The sequence below is a fragment of the Oryzomicrobium sp. genome (genome assembly GCF_036820405.1).
Lineage (GTDB): Bacteria > Pseudomonadota > Gammaproteobacteria > Burkholderiales > Rhodocyclaceae > Oryzomicrobium.
In genome coordinates this window covers 99615-118695 of record NZ_DAISLS010000016.1, presented here as the reverse complement: position 1 = coordinate 118695, position 19081 = coordinate 99615, and the positions used below count along the sequence as shown (strand labels likewise).

Genomic DNA, 19081 nt, shown 5'->3' with positions numbered 1-19081 from the left:
GCTTCATCACCGGCGCCACCATCAACATCAACGGCGGCCTCTACTACCAGTAAGCCCCGCCTTGTTTTTTGATGGCACGAAAGCCCCGCTCCGGCGGGGCTTTCGCTTTGTGTATAATCCGATAATTACGCCGCTCGCACCGATCGACCCGAAAACGGCCGGCTTCCTGGCGTCTTCTGCGCCGTTCGGCGCCGTCCGCTTTTCCTCCCTTGCCCTCCGGAGCCTGCCTAATGTCGGACCAGACTCGACTGATCAAGAAGTACCCCAACCGGCGTCTCTACGACACCAAGACCAGCGCCTACATCACCTTGGCCGACGTCAAGGACTTGGTGCTGCGCTTCGAGGAATTCAAGGTGGTGGACGCCAAGGGCGGCGAGGACCTGACCCGCAGCATCCTGCTGCAGATCATCCTGGAAGAGGAAACCGGCGGCGTGCCGATCTTCTCCACCGAAGTGCTGGCCCAGATGATCCGCTTCTACGGCAACGCCATGCAGGCGATGTTGAGCAAGTACCTGGAAACCAACATGCGGGCCTTCGTGGACTTCCAGGGCAAGGTGCAGGAGCAGTCCCGCTCCATGTACGGCGACAACAAGCAGATGCAGTCCGACATGTGGGCCCAGTTCCTCAATTTCCAGGGGCCGGCCATGCAGAGCATGATGTCGGCCTACATGGACCAGAGCAAGAAGATGTTCCAGCAGATGCAGGCCCAGATCGAGAGCCAGACGCGGAACATGTTCAGCGGCGGCTTTCCTTTTCCAGGGACTCCCGGCGCGCCTGGAGCCCCCGGCGCCGCCGGAACCAACCCGGGCAACAAGCCCGATGGCAAGAAAACCGAAAAAGCAGGATAGAACGTGAGCAACGAGCAGAATTCCGGCATCATCATTCCGGCCGGCGCGGCACCCCGCGTCGGCTTTGTTTCTCTGGGCTGCCCGAAAGCGGGTTCCGACGCCGAGCAGATCCTGACCAAGCTGCGCGCCGAAGGCTATGAGATCGCCCCGACCTACGACGGCGCCGACCTGGTGATCGTCAACACCTGCGGCTTCATCGACGCGGCGGTGGAAGAATCCCTGGACGCCATCGGCGAGGCCCTGTCCGAAAACGGCAAGGTGATCGTCACCGGCTGTCTCGGCGCCAAGGGCGACATCGTCCAGACCACCCACCCGTCGGTGCTGGCGGTGACCGGCCCCCACGCCGCCGACGAGGTGATGGGCCACGTGCACACCCACCTGCCCAAGCCCCACGACCCCTACGTGGACCTGGTGCCCCCGGCCGGCGTGCGCCTGACCCCGGACCACTTCGCCTACCTGAAGATTTCCGAGGGCTGCAACCACAGCTGCACCTTCTGCATCATCCCGTCCCTGCGCGGCCCCCTGGTGTCGCGCCCGATCGGCGACGTGCTGAAGGAAGCCGAGGCCCTGGCCGAATCCGGGGTCAAGGAGCTGCTGATCATCTCCCAGGACACCAGCGCCTACGGTGTGGACGTGAAGTACCGCACCGGCTTCTGGGGCGGCCGTCCGGTCAAGACCCGTCTCAAGGAACTGTGCGAGGCCCTCGGTGAGCTGGGCATCTGGGTGCGCCTGCACTACGTGTACCCGTACCCCAGCGTGGACGACCTGGTTCCGCTGATGGCCGAGGGCAAGATCCTGCCCTACCTGGACATCCCCTTCCAGCACGCCAGCCCGCGCATCCTCAAGGCCATGCGCCGCCCGGCCTCGGCCGAGAACGTGCTGGAGCGCATCGCCAAGTGGCGTTCGATCTGTCCGGACATCACCATCCGCTCCACCTTCATCACCGGCTTCCCCGGGGAGACCGACGAGGACTTCGAGCAGCTGCTCCAGTTCCTGGAAACCGCCCGTCTCGACCGGGTCGGCTGCTTCCCCTATTCGCCGGTGGAAGGCGCCGAGGCCAACGAACTGGCCGGCCTGCCGCCCCTGGAAGTGCGCGAGGAGCGTCGCCAGGTACTGATGGAAGTCCAGGCCGACATCTCCGCCGAGAAGCTGGCGGCCAAGATCGACCGGGAAATGACCGTGCTGGTGGATGCGGTGGACGACGACGGCACCCTGGCCCGCTCCGCCGGCGAGGCGCCGGAAATCGACGGCCTGGTGATCCTGGACGGCTTCCACGACGCCGAGCCCGGCGACTTCATCCAGGTGCGCATCGTCGATTCCGACGAACACGACCTGTACGCCGAACCGCTCTGACCGTTGTAACCTGGCCGGTCTGCAAATCGGCCGGTCTGCAAATCTGTAGGCCCCTGCCCGGAACGCCGCGCCAGTCGTGGCTTTCCGGGCAGTGTCGTTTTTACGGGGATGGATCGCAACGCCTCCGGCGGGCCTCCCCGGCGCCCGGCAGCTGTGGCACGATGGTCGCCATGAACGAGCTGCCCGCCCCATCCCTCCTGGCCGCAACGGCCGCCACCGCTGCCGTTACCCCGGCCCGGCCCCGCATCGGCGTGGCCCTGGGCTCCGGCTCCGCCCGGGGCTGGTCCCACATCGGCGTGCTGCACGCCCTGGACGAGGCCGGCCTGTCGCCGGACATCATCTGCGGCACCTCCATCGGCGCCTTCGTCGGCGCGGCGGCGGCCTCGGGCGAACTCACCAAGCTCGAACACTGGGTGCGCTCCCTGACCTGGAAGGGGGTCCTCGGCTTTTTCGACGTGTCGCTGACCGGCGGCCTGCTCAAGGGCGAGAAGATCATCCAGTTCTTCTCGGAACATTTCATCGACCGGGACATCCATACCCTGCCGGTGTCTTTCGCCTGTGTCGCCACGGACCTGGCCAACGGCCGGGAGATCTGGTTCCGCGACGGCAGCGTGGCCGACGCGGTGCGCGCCTCCATGGCCCTGCCCGGGCTGTTCGCCCCCAAGTACCTGCACGGCCGCTGGCTGGTGGACGGCGGGCTGGTGAACCCGGTGCCGGTGTCCCTGTGCCGCGCCCTGGGAGCGGACATCGTGGTGGCGGTGGACCTGGGCGCCGACCGGGTCGGCCCCCAGTACCGCAACGTGATGAGCCAGCGCACGTCCCGCGCCCCGGGCGGTTCCCTGGGCCAGCGCCTGACCTCGGCGGTGCGCCAATGGATGGGGCGCGACGGGAGTGGCGATGACAGCGGGACGGGCGGCAATCCGGCCGATCCGAATGATCCTGTCCCGAGCCGGTCGGTGCTGCCGCCCCAGCCGCCCATGCTCGACGTGGTGTCCCTGTCCATCAACATCATGCAGTCGCGCATCGCCAGCAGCCGCCTGGCCGGGGAGCCCGCCGACCTGGTGGTGGCGCCGCGCCTGCACAACCTGGGGCTGATGGACTACCACCGGGGCGCCGAGGCCATCGACACGGGCCGGGACGCCATGCACCGCCTGCTGCCCATGCTGCGCGAAACGATCGAGAGCTACGTATGAACGACCATGACTTCCTCGCCGCCCTGGCGGCCATCGTCGGCCCCGGCCAGGTGCTCACCGACCCGGCCGACACGGCGCCCTACCTGACCGACTGGCGCGGCCGCTACAGCGGCGCTGCCCGGGCCGTGGTGCGTCCCGGTTCCACCGGCGAAGTGGCCGACATCGCCAAGCTGTGCGCCGCCCACGGCGTGGCCATGGTGCCCCAGGGCGGCAACACCGGCCTGTGCGGCGGCGCCACGCCGGATGCCAGCGGCGCCGCCCTGGTGGTGAACCTCTCGCGCATGAACCGCATCCGCCGCATCGACCCGGCCAACCTGGCCCTGGTGGCCGAGGCTGGATGCACCCTGGCGAGCATCCAGGAGGCGGCCCGGGAGGTGGGCTGCCTGTTCCCCCTGTCTCTGGCGTCGGAAGGCACCTGCGAGATCGGCGGCAACCTGTCCACCAACGCCGGCGGCGTCCAGGTGCTGCGCTACGGCAACACCCGGGAGCTGACCCTGGGCCTGGAGGTAGTGCTGCCCGACGGGCGCATCTGGAACGGCCTGCGCGCCCTGCGCAAGGACAACACCGGCTACGACCTGAAGCACCTGTTCGTCGGCGCCGAGGGCACTCTGGGCTTCATCACCGCCGCCGCCCTCAAGCTCTTTCCCTTGCCCCGGGCCGCCGTCACCACCTGGCTGGCAGTGCCCGATCCGGCGGCGGCGGTGAGCCTGCTCTCCCGCGCCCAGCAGCGCCTGGGGGCCCGGGTGACGGCCTTCGAACTGGTGTCTAGGGTCTGCCTGGAGCTGGTGCTGCGCCACATCCCCAACACCCGGGACCCTCTGGCGGAATCCAGTCCCTGGTACGTGCTCCTGGAAGCCAGCGACGGCGGCAGCGAAGAGGCCCTGATGGCCGAGGTCGAAGCCCTGCTCGAAGCCGCCCTGGAGGCCGGCGAGGCCAGCGACGGCGCCATCGCCCAGAGCGGCGACCAGGCCCGCCAGCTGTGGGCTCTGCGCGAGAACATCTCGGAGGCCCAGAAGATCGACGGGATCAGCATCAAGCACGACATCTCGCTGCCGGTGTCGGCCATCCCGGGTTTTCTCGACGCCGCCGGCGAGGAACTGACCCGGACCTTTCCCGGGGTGCGCATCGTCGCCTTCGGCCACCTGGGCGACGGCAACCTGCACTACAACCTGTCCAAGCCCGAGGCCCAGGCCAATGCCGTGTTCATCGACAGCCAGCCCGAGGCCAACCGGCTGGTGCACGACCGGGTGGTGGCCCTGGAAGGCTCCATCTCCGCCGAGCACGGCCTGGGACAGTTGAAGCGGGAGGAAATTCGCCGCTACAAGTCCGCGGTGGAACTGGACCTGATGCGGGCAGTGAAGGCGGCCATCGACCCGACTGGGCTGATGAACCCGGGCAAGGTGCTGTAAGGCTGGCCGAGGCGGGGCGGAAGGCCCCTCAGTGCTCCCGCCCGTCGATGCGCGGGCGGAACAGCAGGGGCACGAAGCGCCAGGCCAGCACCGCGAAGGCCACTGCCCAGCACAGGGCGGCCAGGTGAATCCAGTGGCCGTAGGCGGCTGGGTAGAACTGGGGCGCCGCCACGCGTAGCACGAAGCCGGCGATCATCACCCACAGCACCGCCTTGTCGGCCCGGGTGAACACCACCTTGCGCCCGGTGTGGCCCTGGCAGATGCGCACCAGCATGGCCGGGATGATCAGCCCCATGGCGCCGAAGGTGAAGGTGTGCACCGACACCGTGCCCACCCAGGCCACCGGGTGGATCACCGCCAGGGCTTCGAGCAGCAACTGGGCGACGATGGCCAGATAGCCCAGATACATCACCCCCACGTCGATCCGGCTCAACCCCAACCGCGGCTGCCAGAGGACGAAGCGCGCCAGCAGCAGGGCCGCCAGGGCCAGGGCGACGGCCGCCACCAGTGGCGGCGGCAGCCAGCCGGCGGCCACCAGGACGAGGCCCAGGCCCTTGATCGGCATGTCCAGGGCGGCATGGCGGGGCAGGGTGACCTGGAAGGCACCCTTCATGAAGGCGGTCACGGTCCGCTCCAGCATCACCAGGAAGGCCATCCGGAACAGGCCCAGGGTCATGGTCACTCCCAGGGCGAAGGTGCCGGCGTCGAGCAGCAAGTTTTTGGCGATGAGGAAGAGGGGCAGCACCACCAGGAAGATGGCGTTGTCCTTGTAGGAGTCGGTTTTGCGGTGTACCACCAGGGTCGCCGCCAGCATGGCGACGATGGCCAGCAGGAACAGGTTGCCGGCCAGCAGGAAAAGGGGCCGGGGCCAATCCGCCCCCGCCCACAGGGCGTAGCGCTCCACCAGCCAGGCCGCCACCAGGGCGATCAGGGGGGCGCCGTGGTAGCCGCGCACATTGACCCAGTTCTTGGTCGAGGTGAGCAGAAAGCCCCCCATCACCGCCCAGCCGAAGCCGAAGAACATCTCGTGGGCGTGCCATTGCACCGGGGCCAGGGCCGGGGCGTGGTGCCACTCGCCGGTGAACAGAACGGCCCAGACCAGGGGCAGGACCACCCCGGCCAGGCAGGCGAGAGTGAAGAAGGGGCGAAAGCCGACGAGCCAGAGGGGGTGGTCAGCAAGCTTCATGGCGGTAGCGGTGCAAAAGTGACGTTGCGCACAGATGTATCACGCCCGGGGGCGGTGCTGCTTTGATCTGCCCGGGGTTTTTGCCGGGGCGGCGCTACGGCTGGCCGGGCTGCTTTGCCCTGTCCGGCGGAGCCGCTGGGTTCTCTCCCGGGGGGCGCAGATCTGCTTCATTGGCATATATCGGAAAACGCATTTTTATAAAGGTTTAATTTCGTTCGGCCATAAAGCGTCCCTCTCTACACTCGGTCGGGTCTTCATTCGGCCGGCACCGGCCAGGGCTGGGAGGCCCGAAACCGTCATGCGAGCGCTCATCGTTGGTGGTGACCACATCGAACCGACCCGTCGTGCCCTGGAGGCTCGGGGCTACGACGACATCGTGCACTGGACCGGACGCAAGACTTCGGACCTGACACGGCCGTTTCCCTCCCGGATCGACCACATGGTGATCGTGCTCGACTACATCAACCACAACCTGGCCAAGCGCATGAAGAAGCTGGCCCGGGAACACGCCATCCAGATCGACTACGTGCGGCGCAAGGGTGTGCTGACCAGTCATTGAGGTGGTGCCGCGTGGGGTGTGAGCGTCCATGGCCGAGCGGCCAGTAAAAGGGGGCGGCGCTCCGGCTCGCTCTGCGAGCGGTCGCCGGGTTGTCATGCCTGTGTAGCACGGGCGGGCCAGAGTAGGCGCGTATCGGTGGCCAGGGGGCTGCCGGCGGTTTCGGGGAGAGGGAACCATGACGGCGACCACCACATGCGCGGATCAGGGCTCGCGGGGGGAAGGCTGCGAGGAATGCGTCGAGAACTTCCTGACCCGGGTGGGGGCATCGCGCCTCGGCCTGGAAACGGGGCGGGCCTTCGACTGCATGTTCCGAGAGCTGGAAGAGATCGAGCGGGAAGCGGCCCGCTTCTACCGCCGCACCGGCTGGATGGCCGGTGGGATGCTGGTCATCCTGGTGGTGGGCCTGCTGGCGATCGGCGCCTAGGGGCAACGGCCGTGGGCCGCGTGAGCGGTCCCGCAAGAGCCATTGACGAAAGCGGTAAACGGCGGCGGGGCGGGGTGTTCGATGCCCCGCCCCGCTGCCGTTTGCATCAATGCCGGGTCTTGCCGGCGGTGTCGAACAAGGCCGCCACGTCCTCGGCGGTGAAGCGGTAGGTGTGGTTGCAGATGTCGTCGTGGATTTCCACCACGCCCTGGCTTTCCAGCACCGATTCCACCTCGCTGCGGCCCAGGCCGAGCAGCATGTCGGCCACTTTGCCCCGATTGTAGGGGCAGTAATAGGTGACCCCCCGGGATGGGTAGAGGCGCACCGTCTCCTCGGCGAACAGGCGGCCGAGCAGCACTTCCGGCGCCAGGCCGAGCAGCTCGTCGTCGCGCACCGTGGAGGCCAGGTGGGTCACCCGGTCCCAGCCATCTTCATCCACGCTTTCCCGGGCCACGCCGCCCTCGCTGGGCATGCGTTGCAGGAAGAGCAGGGCGCAGGACTCCTCGCTCACCGCCAGCCACAGCCGGGTGGGCTGCTGGTCGGACTGGGCGATGAAGTGCTCGAACACGGCGCCCATGGTGTCGCCTTCCAGGGGCACGTAGCTCTGGTAGGGCTGGCGGGCCGATTCCAGCTCCAGAGTGAGCAAAATCTGGCCATCGCCCAACTGGGCCGGCACCGGGCCGGCGGGAACGTTTTCCCCGGCCCGGGCCATGCCTTTCAGGCGCAGCTGGTCGTCGCAATCGACGATGAGCAGGGATACCGGCCCGTCGCCGCGCATCTGCAAGGTGAGCCGTCCCAGCTGCTTCAGCTGGGAACCGACCAGGGTGGTGGCCAGGGTGATCTCGCCGAGCAGGCGCGCCACCGGGGCGCTGTAGCCGCGCCCGGCCTGGAGGGCCTGCCACACCGGGCCGAGGCGCACCACGGCGCCGCGAATGTCCAGGTCGTCGAAGATGAAACGGGCGACGTAGTCGCTGTCCGGCTGGCCGACGCTGCCTTGGGGCGCGCTGGCGGAGGGGGAGGCGTGGGTCATGGGAGCGTCCTCGTCAAAAAGTCAGCGGGCGGCGAAGGTGCGGGCGAACGCCTCGGGGTCGAAGCCCACCACCAGCCGGTCGCCGACCTCGATCACCGGGCGCTTGATCATGCTCGGCTGTTCGGCCATAAGAGCCAGGGCGGCGGCCTCGTCCACGTCGGCGCGGCGCTCTTCCGGCAGCTTCTTCCAGGTCAGGCCCTTGCGGTTGAGCAGGGTTTCCCAACCGACCTGGGCCGCCCACTCGGGCAAGCGGCCCGCGGCCACGCCGGCTTTCTTGTAATCGACGAATTCGTAATCGACCCCATGGTCAGTCAGCCAGGTCATGGCCTTCTTCATGGTGTCGCAGTTCTTGATGCCGTAAACCTTGATCATGGTGGTGCTCGCAGTGCGGTGCCGGCGGGGCCGGGGAAGGAGGGCGATGATAGCAGGGCGGCCGTTCGCCGGCATGGGGCGAAGGCGCGGTGGGGGAGGGGTTACCCCTGGCTGTGCCCCAGGGGGAAGGGCGAGGCGTTTGGCGACCCTTGGTTGAGCAATGTATTAAAAATATTCATGTATTTTGCTGGCTGAAAATACAAGGTCGGCGCCAGTACTTGAGTTTGACGATTCGCTGATTTCAAAACATTAAAAAAATTCAAGTATTGGTGCTGGGTGGGCTTGGGCGTTACCTATCGGCCTTGCCGCGTGCCCGGTAAAAGCCAGGCGAACTACCCAGGCACCAAGGGGGCTCCGATGCTCTCCAAGGAAAAGCGATTTTGCCGAGTCGTTACGTGGCGCCCCTTGGGGGGCTTGGTGTCGGGGGGGGGCTTTGCCGCGTTTGTAGTGCCCATGAAAAAGCCCACGGGCTGGCGGGGCCAGGCCGTGGGCTGTGGGAGCGTCGCCGGGTCAGCGCTTGAGCTTGGCGAAGGCGGCGGCCATGGCGGAGCCGCCGAGGTCGCCTGAGCTGGAACTCCGCGCCCCTTGGGCGTTTCCGCGATGGCTGCCCTGAGAGCCGCGCGGATTCTGGCTTCCACGGGGGGCATCGCTGCGGGCCCCGTCCCGCTTGCCTTCCCGGGGCAGCTCGTCGTCCATGCGCATGGTCAGGGCGATGCGTTGGCGCTGGATGTCGACTTCGAGCACCTTCACCTTGACGATGTCGCCGGCCTTGACTACGTCCCGCGGGTCCTTGACGAACTTGTTGGAGAGGGCCGAGACGTGCACCAGGCCGTCCTGGTGCACGCCGATGTCCACGAAGGCGCCGAAGGCGGCCACGTTGGTCACCACGCCTTCCAGGATCATGCCCGGGCGAAGGTCCTTCAGGTCTTCCACGCCGTCGGCGAAGCTGGCGGTCTTGAACTCGGGGCGCGGGTCGCGGCCGGGTTTTTCCAGTTCCTTGAGGATGTCCTGGACCGTGGGCAGGCCGAATTTCTCATCGGTGTATTTGGTTGGGGAGAGGCCCTTCACCACCTGGGAATTGCCCACCACGTCCTTGATGCCGCGCTTGATGTCGGCCAGGATCTTTTCCACCACCGGGTAGGCTTCCGGGTGCACCGCCGAGGCATCCAGGGGGTTGGCGCCGTTCATGATGCGCAGGAAGCCAGCGGCCTGCTCGAAGGTCTTGTCGCCCAGGCGCGGTACCTCCAGTAGTGCCTTGCGGTCGCTGAAGGCGCCGTGGCTGTCCCGGTAGGAGACGATGTTGGCGGCCAGGGATGCGTTGAGGCCGGAGATGCGGGTGAGCAGGGGTACCGAGGCGGTGTTCACGTCCACGCCCACGGCGTTCACGCAGTCTTCCACCACCGCGTCCAGGCTCTTGGCCAGCTTGCTTTGCGACACGTCGTGCTGGTACTGGCCGACGCCGATGGACTTGGGCTCGATCTTGACCAGTTCGGCCAGGGGGTCTTGCAGGCGGCGGGCGATGGACACGGCGCCGCGCAGGGAGACGTCCAGATCGGGGAATTCCCGGGCGGCGAATTCGGAGGCGGAATACACCGAGGCGCCGGCTTCGGACACCACGATCTTGGTCAGCTTGAGTTCCGGGGCCAGCTTCATCAGATCGGCCACCAGCTTGTCGGTTTCGCGGCTGGCGGTGCCGTTGCCGATGGCCACCACCTCGATCTTGCAGCGCTGGCAGATGGCGCCCAGGGTGGCCAGGCTGCCGTTCCAGTCGCGGCGCGGCTCGTGGGGGTAGATGGTGGCGGTTTCGAGCAGCTTGCCGGTGGCGTCCACCGCGGCGACCTTGACCCCGGTGCGGATGCCCGGGTCCAGGCCCAGGGTGGCGCGGGGGCCGGCCGGGGCGGCGAGCAGCAGGTCCTTGAGGTTCTGGGCGAAGACGCGGATGGCTTCTTCCTCGGCCCGTTCGCGCAGCTCGTTCATCAGCTCCAGTTCCAGGTGCAGGAAGATCTTGATCTTCCAGGCCCAGCGCACCGTGTCGAGCAGCCACTTGTCGGCGGCGCGGCCCTGGTCCTTGACGTTGAAGCGCAGGGCGATGCGGCCCTCGCAGGGGTTGCCGGCGGCGGGCTTCTCGTCGTCCAGCTCGGTGTCGAGCTTGAGCACTACTTGCAGCACGCCCTCGTTGCGACCGCGGAACAGGGCCAGGGCCCGGTGCGAGGGCACGGCGGCGATGGGCTCGGAGTAGTCGAAGTAGTCGCGGAACTTGGCGCCCTCGTTCTCCTTGCCCTCCACTACGGTGGAGACGACCACGCCGTGGTCGTTCAGGTATTCGCGCAGCTGGCCGAGCAGGGCGGCGTCCTCGGCGAACTGCTCCATGAGGATCTGCCGGGCGCCATCGAGCGCCGCCTTGGTGTCGGCAACGCCGGCCTCGGCGTTGAGGTACTTGGCGGCTTCCTCGTCCGGGGTCAGGGTCGGGTCGGCCAGCAGGGCGTCGGCCAGGGGCTGGAGGCCCGCTTCCCGGGCGATCTGGGCCTTGGTGCGGCGCTTCGGCTTGTAGGGCAGGTAGAGGTCTTCGAGGCGCTGCTTGGTCTCGGCGGCGAGCACCTCGGCCTTCAGTTCCGGAGTCAGTTTCCCCTGCTCGTCGATGGAGGCGATGATCGCGGTGCGACGCTCTTCCAGCTCGCGCAGGTAGCCCAGGCGCTCTTCCAGCGTGCGCAGCTGGGTGTCGTCGAGCCCGCCGGTGACTTCCTTACGGTAGCGAGCTATGAAGGGCACGGTGGCGCCTTCGTCGAGCAGGTTGACGGCGGAGATGACCTGGGCGGCCTTGACGCCGAGTTCCTCGGCAATGCGGTGTTCGATGGCAGGCAGCATGTATGACGGAAACGAGTGGGGGACAAATGCAAAACGGAGGCGGCACTATGGCCAAAACTCGCCGCCGGGGCAAGTCGGCGACATAGGGGCGGGGTGTGGCGCGGTCCCGGAAACGGGGGGGCGGCGTGTAAAACGGCGGGAGGCCGACGGTGGAGATTCCTGCTGGCCCGGCCCCGGCTTCCAGGGAGCGCGCGGGCGGGCGGTGGGGTTCTGGATGCCGCCCTTGCCCCTGCTCCTATGCCGCCGCGATGGGCGGCATAGGAGCAGCGCGGGATCAGCGCCGGGCGGCGACCCAGGCGACGAACTCGTTCTCGGGCATGGGGCGACCGTAGAGGTAGCCCTGGGCCTCGTCGCAGCCCAGGTTTTGCAGGCAGGTCTGCTGTTCCGGGGTTTCCACCCCCTCGGCGATGACCGCCAGGGAAAGGGTATGGCCCAGGCGCACGATCATCTCGGCGATCGAGCTGCCGGCGCTTTCCTGCTGCTGCGGGGCGGCCAGGTCGCCCACGAAGGAACGGTCGATCTTGAGCCGGTCCAGGGGCAGGCGGTGCAGGTGGGCCAGGGACGAGAAGCCGGTGCCGAAATCGTCCAGGGCGATGCACAGGCCCCGGTTCTTGCAGCGGGCCAGGGCTTCCCGGGCCAGGTCCACTTCCTGCATGGCCACGCTCTCGGTGATTTCCAGCTCGATGCGCTGGGGGTCGATGCGGTAGTGGTCCAGGCAGTCCCGCAGGAAGGGCAGGAAATCCGGGTGGCGCAACTGGGGCAGGGAGATATTGATGGCCATGCGCGGCAGCAGGATGCCTTGCTCCTCCCAGCGGCGCAGCTGGGCCAGGGCCTGGTCCACCACCCAGTTGCCCAGGGGGATGATCAGGCCGGAGCGCTCGGCCAGGGAAATGAAGCGGTCCGGCGGGATGCGGCTGCCGTCGGTGCGCTGCCAGCGGATCAGGGCTTCGGCGCCGGTGAGGTGGCTGTCCACCATCGACAACTGGGGCTGGAAGTGCAGGGACAGCCCAAGACCCTGCTGGTCCAGGGCGGCCCGCAGGTCGGAGTGCAGCAGCAGCCGTTCCCGGGCGGCGTTGGACATGTCGCTGCAATAGAGGTGGTAGCCGCCGCGCCGTTCGACCTTGGCCCGGTTGAGGGCGATGTTGGTGTTCTTGATCGCTTCCAGGCCGCTACCGCCGGCTTCGGCCAGGTCGGCCACCCCCAGGGTGCACGACACCAGGAAGGGCGTCTCGCCGAGCTGGAAGGGCTGGGCGAACAGTTCAAGGGTCCGACCCGGTTCGAGCAGGGCGCTGGGGCCGAGCAGGGCGAATACGTCGCCGGAAACCCGGGCCACCGTCACCTGCTCGGGCAGGCTGGCCAGGCGCTGGGCCACCGCCAGCAGCAGCTGGTCGCCCTGCTGATGGCCCAGGGCGTCGTTGATCTCGGAAAAACCGTCGATGTCGAGCAGTACCACCGAACGGGACTGGCGGTCGTCGTGCTGCTCGCGCAGGGCGTCGTCGATGGCCTGGACGAAGGCCACCCGGTTGGGCAGCCGGGTCAGGGGGTCGGCGTAGGCGTAGAAGTTGAGGTCGTTGAACAGGCCGACATTTTCCAGGCCCACGGCGATGTTCACGCAGAACACTTCGAGCAGGGTGCGGTCGGTTTCCGACAGGGCCACGCCGGTTTCCAGGAACACCGCCGCGTCCCGGCCGTGGGGGCAGGGGAAGAACAGGGCGGTGTAGTCCTCGCCGAACTGGTGGCAGCGCTCGTTCAGGGCACGGCGGATCAGGGCGACGATGTGGCCGTCGTGGAGGCTGTCCAGAGGGGCGTCGATGCACGGCGCGTAGCGGCCGGCGGCGGCGACGATGATCAGTTCGTCGTCCGGCACGGCGGGGGCGGCGTTGCTTGCGCAGGGTTCGTGCTGGGCGCACAGCAGGCCCTCGGGGCGTAGGCCGAGGAGGGCGGCGATCTGGGTCAGCACGCCTTCGGCGAAGCCCTTGAGCACCCGCCGGGCGAACAGGTCGGCGGCGGAGCGGACGATCAGGTCCAGGCCGCGGCGGCTGGCGCTGATGGTGCGGATCTGCTCGTAGGAGCGCAGCGCCGTGGTCAGGGTGGTGACCAGCCGGGTGCGGGTGAGCTCGGACTTGGTCTTGTAGTCGTTGATGTCGTAGTCGCGGATCACCGACAGTTCCGGGGCGTAGCCCGGCTGGCCGGTGCGCAGCACGATGCGCACGTCGTGGAGCCCCAGGTCCTGGCGGATCAGGCGAACCAGGTTGAGGCCGGCCTGTTCATTTTCCATCACCACGTCGAGCAGGATCACCGCCACGTCGGGTTCGGTGCGCAGCAGAGCTTCGGTTTCTTCCGCCGAGTAGGCGTGGCGGAAGGCCAGGGGGCGGCCGAGCAGCTGGGTGTCTTCCAGGGCGAAGAGGGTGGCGTGGTGGACTTCCGGGTCGTCGTCCACCACCAGGATCTTCCAGGCCTCCTGCCGGCCGGTTTCCTGTCCCGCTACGGGTGTTTCGTCTTCGATGATGTCCAGCGTATCGTCCTGTGCATCCATGGCGTGGTGCACCTCTCCCTGTCGGTTTTCTTGTCGTTCCGTCGGAGCTGCCGGCTGCTTCTCGTATGGCATGGTCATTGGCCTGCGGTCATGTCGGCAGCGCCAACGGGCGCGTGGTTATTGGTTGATATTCGCATCGGCATTTTAATCACGAAGGTCGTGCCGCTGCCAAGCGGATCGCCAATAAGGGCGCCTTTCTCGGCGTGGCGGCTCTCCACCGCGATGCGCCCGCCAAGGACCTGGGTGACGATGTTGTGCACGATGTGCAGCCCCAGGCCGCTGCCCCCCTTGCCCAGCTTAGTGGTGAAGAAGGGGTCGAAGATGCGCGCGCATTCGTGGGCCGGAATGCCGATGCCGTCGTCGGCGACCCGGATTTCCACCTCGTTCGCCCCGGTCTGGCTGGCGCCGACCCGCAGGGTGCCCCGTTCCCGGCCGTCGAAGGCGTGGGTCAGGGCGTTGGTGGTGAAGTTGGTCAGCACCTGGCCGAGGGGGCCGGGGAAGCTGTCGAGCTGGAGATCGGCCGGGACGTCGATCACCACTTGGCAGCTGGTGTTCTTGAGCATGGGGTGGAGGGTGGCGAAGACCTCGTCCACCACGTGGCGCAGGTTGAACTGGCGGCGCTGGCTGCTGGTCTGGTCCACCGCCACCTGCTTGAAGCTGGACACCAGCTCCCGGGCCTGGACCAGGTTCTTCATCAGCAGGTTGCAGGCGGTGCGCGAGGTGTCCAGGTAGGCGTTGAGGGAAGAGCGCTTGAGGGCGCCTGCCTCCACCTGGCCGAAGAATTCCCGGGTGCGTTCGTCCAGGGTGCTGGCCACGGTGACGCTGTTGCCGATGGGGGTGTTGAGTTCATGGGCGACCCCGGCCACCAGGGAACCCAGGGCGGCGAGCTTTTCCGAGCGCACCAGTTCGGTCTGGGCCTGTTGCAGGGTAACCAGGGCTTCGCCCAGTTCGTGGTTGGCCTGCTCCAGCTCGGCGGTGCGCACCCGCACCCGGGCTTCCAGGCTTTCGTTGAGTTCCTCGATGCGGCGCTGGAAGGCGCGCTGCTCGGTCACGTCCACCGTGCTCCAGACAATGCACGGGGTGTCACCGACCCGGATCAGGTGGCCCGAGAGCAGGGTGTCGAGGTCGTCGCCCCGGGCGTTGTGCAGCGGTACCGGGTGGTTTTCCGCCTGGCCGTGGCGGGCCAGGGCCTCCAGGACCGGGCGCAGGGTTTCCGGCCCGGGCACCAGGCCCATCTCCTGGGGCGTGCGCCCCATCACCTGGTCCAGGGTAAAGCCGTGGAGCCGTTCCCAGGCGGTGTTCACGTCCAGGTAGGCGCCGTTGTCGGCCCGGGTCAGGGCCAAGGACAGGGGGGAGACGCGGAACAGGTTGGCGAACTTGGCTTCGCTGTCGGCCAGGGCCTGGCGCTGCTGTTCCTGCTCGGTCACGTCCCGGGCCACCATCAGCAGGTAGCGTTCGCCGTGCAGTTCGATCCGGCTCGACGACAGTTCGGCGAGGAAGGGGGTGCCGTCCTTGCGGCGCAGGTGGACCCGCTGGTTGCGCACCGAGATGTTTTTGGCCAGTTTGTCGAGCAGCTCGCGGCGCTCCTCGGTGTGGATCCAGATGCCCAGGTCGTAGGTGCTCTTGCCCAGGGCTTCTTCCCGGGTGTAGCCGAACAGGGCTTCCCAACTGCCGTTCATGTCGAGGAAGCGGCCGTCCTCGACGCTGCTGATGGTCACCACGTCGGGCAGCAGGTAGAACATGCGGTAGAAGCGCTCTTCGCTTTCCTGCAACGCCAGTTGGACCTGCTTGCGGGCGGTGACGTCTTCCACGGTGCCGACGAAGCCGGCCAGGGCGCCGTCTTCCCGGATCGGCACCGAGTGGATCTGGACCCAGCGGCTCGATCCGTCGGGCATCTGGAGTTCGCGTTCGCCGGCGAATTCCTCGCCCTTGGCGAGGGCTGCCTGCCACTGGGCCTCCACCGCCACCCGCTCCAGGGGAGCGATGCGGTGGCGCCAGCCGCCCTTGAGGGCTTCGGCCTGGCTGAGCTGCATGATTTCCAGGTAACGCTCGTTGAAGAAAACGGGGCGCATTTCCCGGTTGGTGACGAACACCCCCAGGGTCGAGCCCTGGGCCAGGGCGTTGAAGCGGCTGTGGGAGGCGGCCAGTTCGGCCTCCAGCCGGCGCAGGGACGAAAGGTCCAGGTCGATGCAGTAGATTTCGGGCTCACCGCCGGGGCCGGCGATGAGCACCTGGGTCGAGTAGATGGCGCGGATGCTGCCATCCTTGCAGCGGGCTTCGAACTCGCCCGGGGGCGGCGGGTGGCCGCTCGCCAGGGCGGTTTCGCAGGTGGCGGCGAAGGCGGCGTGTTCGCCGGGCTGGAGGATCAGTTCTTCGATGCGCTGGCCCAAGGCTTCATCCGCCCCGTAGCCGTAGAAGGCCGTGCTGGCCCGGTTCCAGTAGACCACCTGCCGGTTCCGGTCGAAACCCTGCACGGCGATGTTGTCCACCGCTTCGAAGATGCGCCGGAAGCGGCTCTCGCTCTCGTGCAGGGCCGATTCCGCTTCGCTGCGGCGCAGGGACTCGGCGTGGAGCCGGGCGGCGTTGTGGGCAGCCTGCTGGCGTTGTTCCTGCTCGGCGAGCAGGATCAGGACGATGCCGATGCAGAACGTCAGGGCCGCAGTGAGCAGGTAGCCGTAGGGCGCCAGGTCCGGCTGGAGGCGCGCGTAAGGGGCGTCCATGACATGCAGGCCGTAGAGGACGAACAGCCCGCCGGCCAGTCGGGCCAGCCGGTCATCGTGCCGCCGGGCGCTGCGCCAGAACAGGCGGCCGATTTCGATCAGGATGCCGCCGGCGAGGAGGACGAGGGGCAGGGTTCGGGCGACGAAGCCCAGGTCGAGCTGTTCGCCCAGCACGGCCCAGACCACCGTCAGGCAGGGTAGGGCCGCCATGGGGAGAGGGCGGAGCGGGCGGTTGGCGTACTGGCGGGAGCCGATCCAGAAAAAGGTGGTGGCCAGGGCGAAGGCCAGGGAAACCAGCCCGTTGCTCAGGCCGTCATGGCGCTGCGCGGTGTCCTGCACGAACTGGATGGCCAGGCGCAGCATGTTGACCAGGAAGGCCGTTCCCCACCAGGCCAGGTAGCGCCGCTGCCGGTTCCGGGACCAGAGGTAGAAGAAGCAGCTGGCCAGGATGGACGTGTTGATGATTGTTGCGGCGATGGCCGTGGGCAGGGAGAACGCCATGGGCGGAGGTCCGGTGGAATGCGGTGAGGGGCATGGAGTCGTGGGCATTTTCGGCAGCTTTGATGCAAAATGAAAGCATTGCCGCGCCGCCCGCGGGCGCGCCGTCCCCTCTTTCACCTTCGCTTCAGGAGAGTTTCATGCAGGTAGCCACCCATCTGTTCGGCACCGTGGAGATCAATCCCAACACCGTCCTCGACTTTCCCCAGGGCATGTTGGGGTTCGAGGGCAGTCGCCGCTACCAGCTGATCCACGAAGAGTCGGCCGGCACGCCGCCGGTCACCTACACCCTGCAATCCCTGGACGATCCGGGCGTGGCCTTCCAGATCATCGATCCCACCGCCCTGGGCTTCGAATACGAAGTCGAGTTGAGCGACGACGAGGCGTCGGCCCTGCAACTGGCCTCGCCGGACGACGTGGCGGTGATGGTGGTGCTGTTCAAGGAAGAGGGCAAACTGGGGGTCAGCGCCCGCTCGCCCCTCCTGATCAACGTGCGCGAGCGCGTGGGCCTGCAAAAGGTGCTGCCGCGCATCGAACCCAAGGTGACCCTGAGCAACCTCAGCACCCGGGTTTAAATAGCTGGGCTGGGGGCATGGCGCCCCCGGCAAACGAAACGGGCACCCTCGGGTGCCCGTTTCGTTTTTTACGACCGGCTGCGTCAGTTGGCCGCGGTCAGGCCGGTGGCATAGCGTTTGGCGTTGTCCACATAGTGGGCGGCGCTCTGGGCCAGGCGGGCGATTTCCTCCGGTTCGAGTTGGCGCACCACCTTGCCCGGGCTGCCCAGGATGAGCACGCCGTCCGGGTAGGTCTTGCCTTCCGGGATCAGGGTGTTGGCGCCGACGATGCTGTTGCGGCCGATCACCGCCCGGTTGAGGATCACCGTGCCGATGCCGATCAGGGAATTGTCGCCCACGGTGCAGCCGTGGAGCATCACCATGTGGCCGACGGTGACGTTCTCGCCCAGGGTCAGGGGCACGCCCTCGTCGGTGTGCAGCACCGAGCCGTCCTGGATGTTGGTGTTGGCGCCGATGCTGATCGGGTCGTTGTCGCCGCGCAATACGGCGTTCCACCACACGCTGGCCCCGGCGGCCAGGCGCACGTCGCCGATCACCGTGGCGTTGGGGGCGACCCAGGCTGCTGGGTCGAGGCGGGGCGTCTTGCCGGGCAGGGTATAGATCGGCATGGCGGGTTCTCCGGCGGCGGTTGCAGGCTACAGGTTGAGGTTACAGGCTGGCCCGGTAGGTGGCGGCGTCCATCAGGGTGGCGAATTCCGCCGGGTCGTTGGGGCGCAGCTTGAACAGCCAGGTGCCGTACGGGTCGCTGTTGACCGATTCGGGGGCGTCGGCGGCCGCCGCGTTGACCTCGATCACCGTGCCGGCGACCGGTGCGTGGGCGTCGGCGGCGGACTTGACCGATTCCACCACGGCCACCGGATCGCCGGCGGCCACGGCCTTGCCTACTTCGGGAAGGCCAACGAAGACCATGTCGCCAAGCAGGTCCTGGCCATGGTCGGACACCCCTACCGTCAGGGTGCCATCGGTTTCGAGACGGGCCCATTCGTGGCCGGGGGCGTAGCGCAGATCGTCGGGGACGTGGGGCATGGAATTCTCCTTGGCGGGCCGTAGTCGGGCCGGTGGTCGTGGATCATGGATTGGGCTGGGACTATACCGGAGCGCTCCCGTTCCCGGAACGGCCGCCGGGCTCGGTGGAGTGGGGCGATGGCCGATCCGGGCGGGTGCGGACACCCGGACAGCGCTTACGACAGCACTTACAATTCTTGGATAAGAATTACTTGCATTTACGGATTGGTTTGATAATAATTCTCAAAACGGATCTGCCCCCGGTCCGCCAATTCTTGAAAGCAGTGCCGCCATGTACGTTTGCGTTTGCCATGCCGTGACCAGCCGTGACATCTCCCGGGAAATCGCCCAGGGGGCCACGACCTATCGCGAACTGCGCGAGAACCTGTGCGTGGGCACCTGCTGCGGCAAGTGCTGCAAGGACGTGAAGGCCCAACTGCGCGAGGAAACCGGCGGCAGTGCCGGCTTCGCCCTCGCCGGCCTGCTGCAACCCGCCTGAGGGCATCGC

General features: G+C 67.5%; 16 protein-coding genes. 8 read left to right on the top strand and 8 right to left on the bottom strand.

The window, feature by feature from the left end:
- The first annotated feature begins 230 nt into the window (after positions 1–230).
- The 4 genes from phaR (at position 231) to V7Z98_RS15990 (ending at position 4803) form a co-directional block, all read left to right on the top strand.
- On the top strand, positions 231–848 hold the full coding sequence (gene phaR / locus V7Z98_RS16005; protein ID WP_293264734.1) for a polyhydroxyalkanoate synthesis repressor PhaR: 618 nt from the start codon (positions 231–233) through the stop codon (positions 846–848).
- A gap of 3 nt (positions 849–851) precedes the next feature.
- Positions 852–2201, top strand: a complete 1350-nt coding sequence (gene rimO, locus V7Z98_RS16000) for a 30S ribosomal protein S12 methylthiotransferase RimO (protein WP_334159059.1) — start codon at positions 852–854, stop codon at positions 2199–2201.
- A 170-nt stretch (positions 2202–2371) separates the two neighbouring features.
- Positions 2372–3394, top strand: a complete 1023-nt coding sequence (locus V7Z98_RS15995; protein WP_334159058.1) for a patatin-like phospholipase family protein — start codon at positions 2372–2374, stop codon at positions 3392–3394.
- The gene (locus V7Z98_RS15990) at positions 3391–4803 is read left to right on the top strand and encodes an FAD-binding oxidoreductase (protein ID WP_334159057.1); all 1413 of its coding nucleotides are present in this window, start codon (positions 3391–3393) and stop codon (positions 4801–4803) included. The genes V7Z98_RS15995 and V7Z98_RS15990 overlap by 4 nt, the downstream gene beginning before the upstream one ends.
- A 28-nt stretch (positions 4804–4831) precedes the next feature.
- Here the strand turns inward: V7Z98_RS15990 and V7Z98_RS15985 are convergent, their stop codons facing one another.
- The gene (locus tag V7Z98_RS15985; RefSeq protein WP_293264726.1) at positions 4832–5989 is read right to left on the bottom strand and encodes an NnrS family protein; all 1158 of its coding nucleotides are present in this window, start codon (positions 5987–5989) and stop codon (positions 4832–4834) included.
- Between the two features lie 298 nt (positions 5990–6287).
- Between V7Z98_RS15985 and V7Z98_RS15980 the strand changes: the two genes are divergently transcribed.
- Entirely contained in the window at positions 6288–6548 is a 261-nt protein-coding gene (locus V7Z98_RS15980) for a DUF2325 domain-containing protein (RefSeq protein ID WP_293264724.1), read from the top strand.
- A gap of 175 nt (positions 6549–6723) precedes the next feature.
- Entirely contained in the window at positions 6724–6972 is a 249-nt protein-coding gene (locus V7Z98_RS15975) for a hypothetical protein (RefSeq protein WP_293264722.1), read from the top strand.
- A gap of 106 nt (positions 6973–7078) precedes the next feature.
- On the opposite strand, the gene hslO is transcribed toward V7Z98_RS15975, so the two are convergent.
- From hslO to V7Z98_RS15950, 5 genes are all read right to left on the bottom strand, one after another.
- Entirely contained in the window at positions 7079–8002 is a 924-nt protein-coding gene (gene hslO, locus V7Z98_RS15970; protein ID WP_334159054.1) for an Hsp33 family molecular chaperone HslO, read from the bottom strand.
- Between the two features lie 21 nt (positions 8003–8023).
- Positions 8024–8374, bottom strand: coding sequence for an arsenate reductase (locus tag V7Z98_RS15965; RefSeq protein ID WP_334159053.1), 351 nt, complete (start codon positions 8372–8374; stop codon positions 8024–8026).
- Between the two features lie 510 nt (positions 8375–8884).
- Complete coding sequence (locus tag V7Z98_RS15960) at positions 8885–11239, bottom strand: Tex family protein (protein ID WP_334159051.1); 2355 nt, start codon at positions 11237–11239, stop codon at positions 8885–8887.
- Between the two features lie 274 nt (positions 11240–11513).
- Positions 11514–13775 (bottom strand): two-component system response regulator, encoded by a 2262-nt coding sequence (locus tag V7Z98_RS15955; protein WP_334159050.1) that lies wholly within the window; start codon positions 13773–13775, stop codon positions 11514–11516.
- A gap of 74 nt (positions 13776–13849) precedes the next feature.
- Entirely contained in the window at positions 13850–16996 is a 3147-nt protein-coding gene (locus tag V7Z98_RS15950) for a PAS domain-containing sensor histidine kinase (RefSeq protein ID WP_334159048.1), read from the bottom strand.
- Between the two features lie 137 nt (positions 16997–17133).
- On the opposite strand from V7Z98_RS15950, the gene fliW reads away from it, so the two are divergent.
- Positions 17134–17568 carry a flagellar assembly protein FliW gene (gene fliW, locus V7Z98_RS15945; RefSeq protein ID WP_334159046.1) on the top strand — a complete coding sequence of 145 codons (435 nt, stop codon included), beginning with the start codon at positions 17134–17136 and terminating at the stop codon, positions 17566–17568.
- Positions 17569–17651: 83 nt separating this feature from the next.
- On the opposite strand, the gene V7Z98_RS15940 is transcribed toward fliW, so the two are convergent.
- Both V7Z98_RS15940 and gcvH read right to left on the bottom strand, forming a co-directional pair.
- Positions 17652–18176, bottom strand: a complete 525-nt coding sequence (locus V7Z98_RS15940; protein ID WP_334159045.1) for a gamma carbonic anhydrase family protein — start codon at positions 18174–18176, stop codon at positions 17652–17654.
- Between the two features lie 40 nt (positions 18177–18216).
- A complete protein-coding gene (gene gcvH / locus V7Z98_RS15935; protein ID WP_293264706.1) occupies positions 18217–18594 on the bottom strand; it encodes a glycine cleavage system protein GcvH in 378 nt (125 codons plus the stop codon).
- 271 nt (positions 18595–18865) lie between these two features.
- Here gcvH and V7Z98_RS15930 point away from each other — a divergent pair, with 271 nt between their 5' ends.
- Positions 18866–19072 (top strand): (2Fe-2S)-binding protein, encoded by a 207-nt coding sequence (locus V7Z98_RS15930; protein WP_293264704.1) that lies wholly within the window; start codon positions 18866–18868, stop codon positions 19070–19072.
- Positions 19073–19081: the final 9 nt, after the last annotated feature.

Excerpts from the sequence above, each read along its gene's own strand:
- phaR (WP_293264734.1), top strand. The coding sequence starts at position 231 with ATGTCGGACCAGACTCGACTGATCAAGAAGTACCCCAACCGGCGTCTC.
- V7Z98_RS15995 (WP_334159058.1), top strand. The coding sequence starts at position 2,372 with ATGAACGAGCTGCCCGCCCCATCCCTCCTGGCCGCAACGGCCGCCACC.
- V7Z98_RS15990 (WP_334159057.1), top strand. The coding sequence starts at position 3,391 with ATGAACGACCATGACTTCCTCGCCGCCCTGGCGGCCATCGTCGGCCCC.
- V7Z98_RS15985 (WP_293264726.1), bottom strand. The coding sequence starts at position 5,989 with ATGAAGCTTGCTGACCACCCCCTCTGGCTCGTCGGCTTTCGCCCCTTC.
- V7Z98_RS15980 (WP_293264724.1), top strand. The coding sequence starts at position 6,288 with ATGCGAGCGCTCATCGTTGGTGGTGACCACATCGAACCGACCCGTCGT.
- V7Z98_RS15975 (WP_293264722.1), top strand. The coding sequence starts at position 6,724 with ATGACGGCGACCACCACATGCGCGGATCAGGGCTCGCGGGGGGAAGGC.
- hslO (WP_334159054.1), bottom strand. The coding sequence starts at position 8,002 with ATGACCCACGCCTCCCCCTCCGCCAGCGCGCCCCAAGGCAGCGTCGGC.
- V7Z98_RS15965 (WP_334159053.1), bottom strand. The coding sequence starts at position 8,374 with ATGATCAAGGTTTACGGCATCAAGAACTGCGACACCATGAAGAAGGCC.
- V7Z98_RS15960 (WP_334159051.1), bottom strand. The coding sequence starts at position 11,239 with ATGCTGCCTGCCATCGAACACCGCATTGCCGAGGAACTCGGCGTCAAG.
- V7Z98_RS15955 (WP_334159050.1), bottom strand. The coding sequence starts at position 13,775 with ATGGATGCACAGGACGATACGCTGGACATCATCGAAGACGAAACACCC.
- V7Z98_RS15950 (WP_334159048.1), bottom strand. The coding sequence starts at position 16,996 with ATGGCGTTCTCCCTGCCCACGGCCATCGCCGCAACAATCATCAACACG.
- fliW (WP_334159046.1), top strand. The coding sequence starts at position 17,134 with ATGCAGGTAGCCACCCATCTGTTCGGCACCGTGGAGATCAATCCCAAC.
- V7Z98_RS15940 (WP_334159045.1), bottom strand. The coding sequence starts at position 18,176 with ATGCCGATCTATACCCTGCCCGGCAAGACGCCCCGCCTCGACCCAGCA.
- gcvH (WP_293264706.1), bottom strand. The coding sequence starts at position 18,594 with ATGCCCCACGTCCCCGACGATCTGCGCTACGCCCCCGGCCACGAATGG.
- V7Z98_RS15930 (WP_293264704.1), top strand. The coding sequence starts at position 18,866 with ATGTACGTTTGCGTTTGCCATGCCGTGACCAGCCGTGACATCTCCCGG.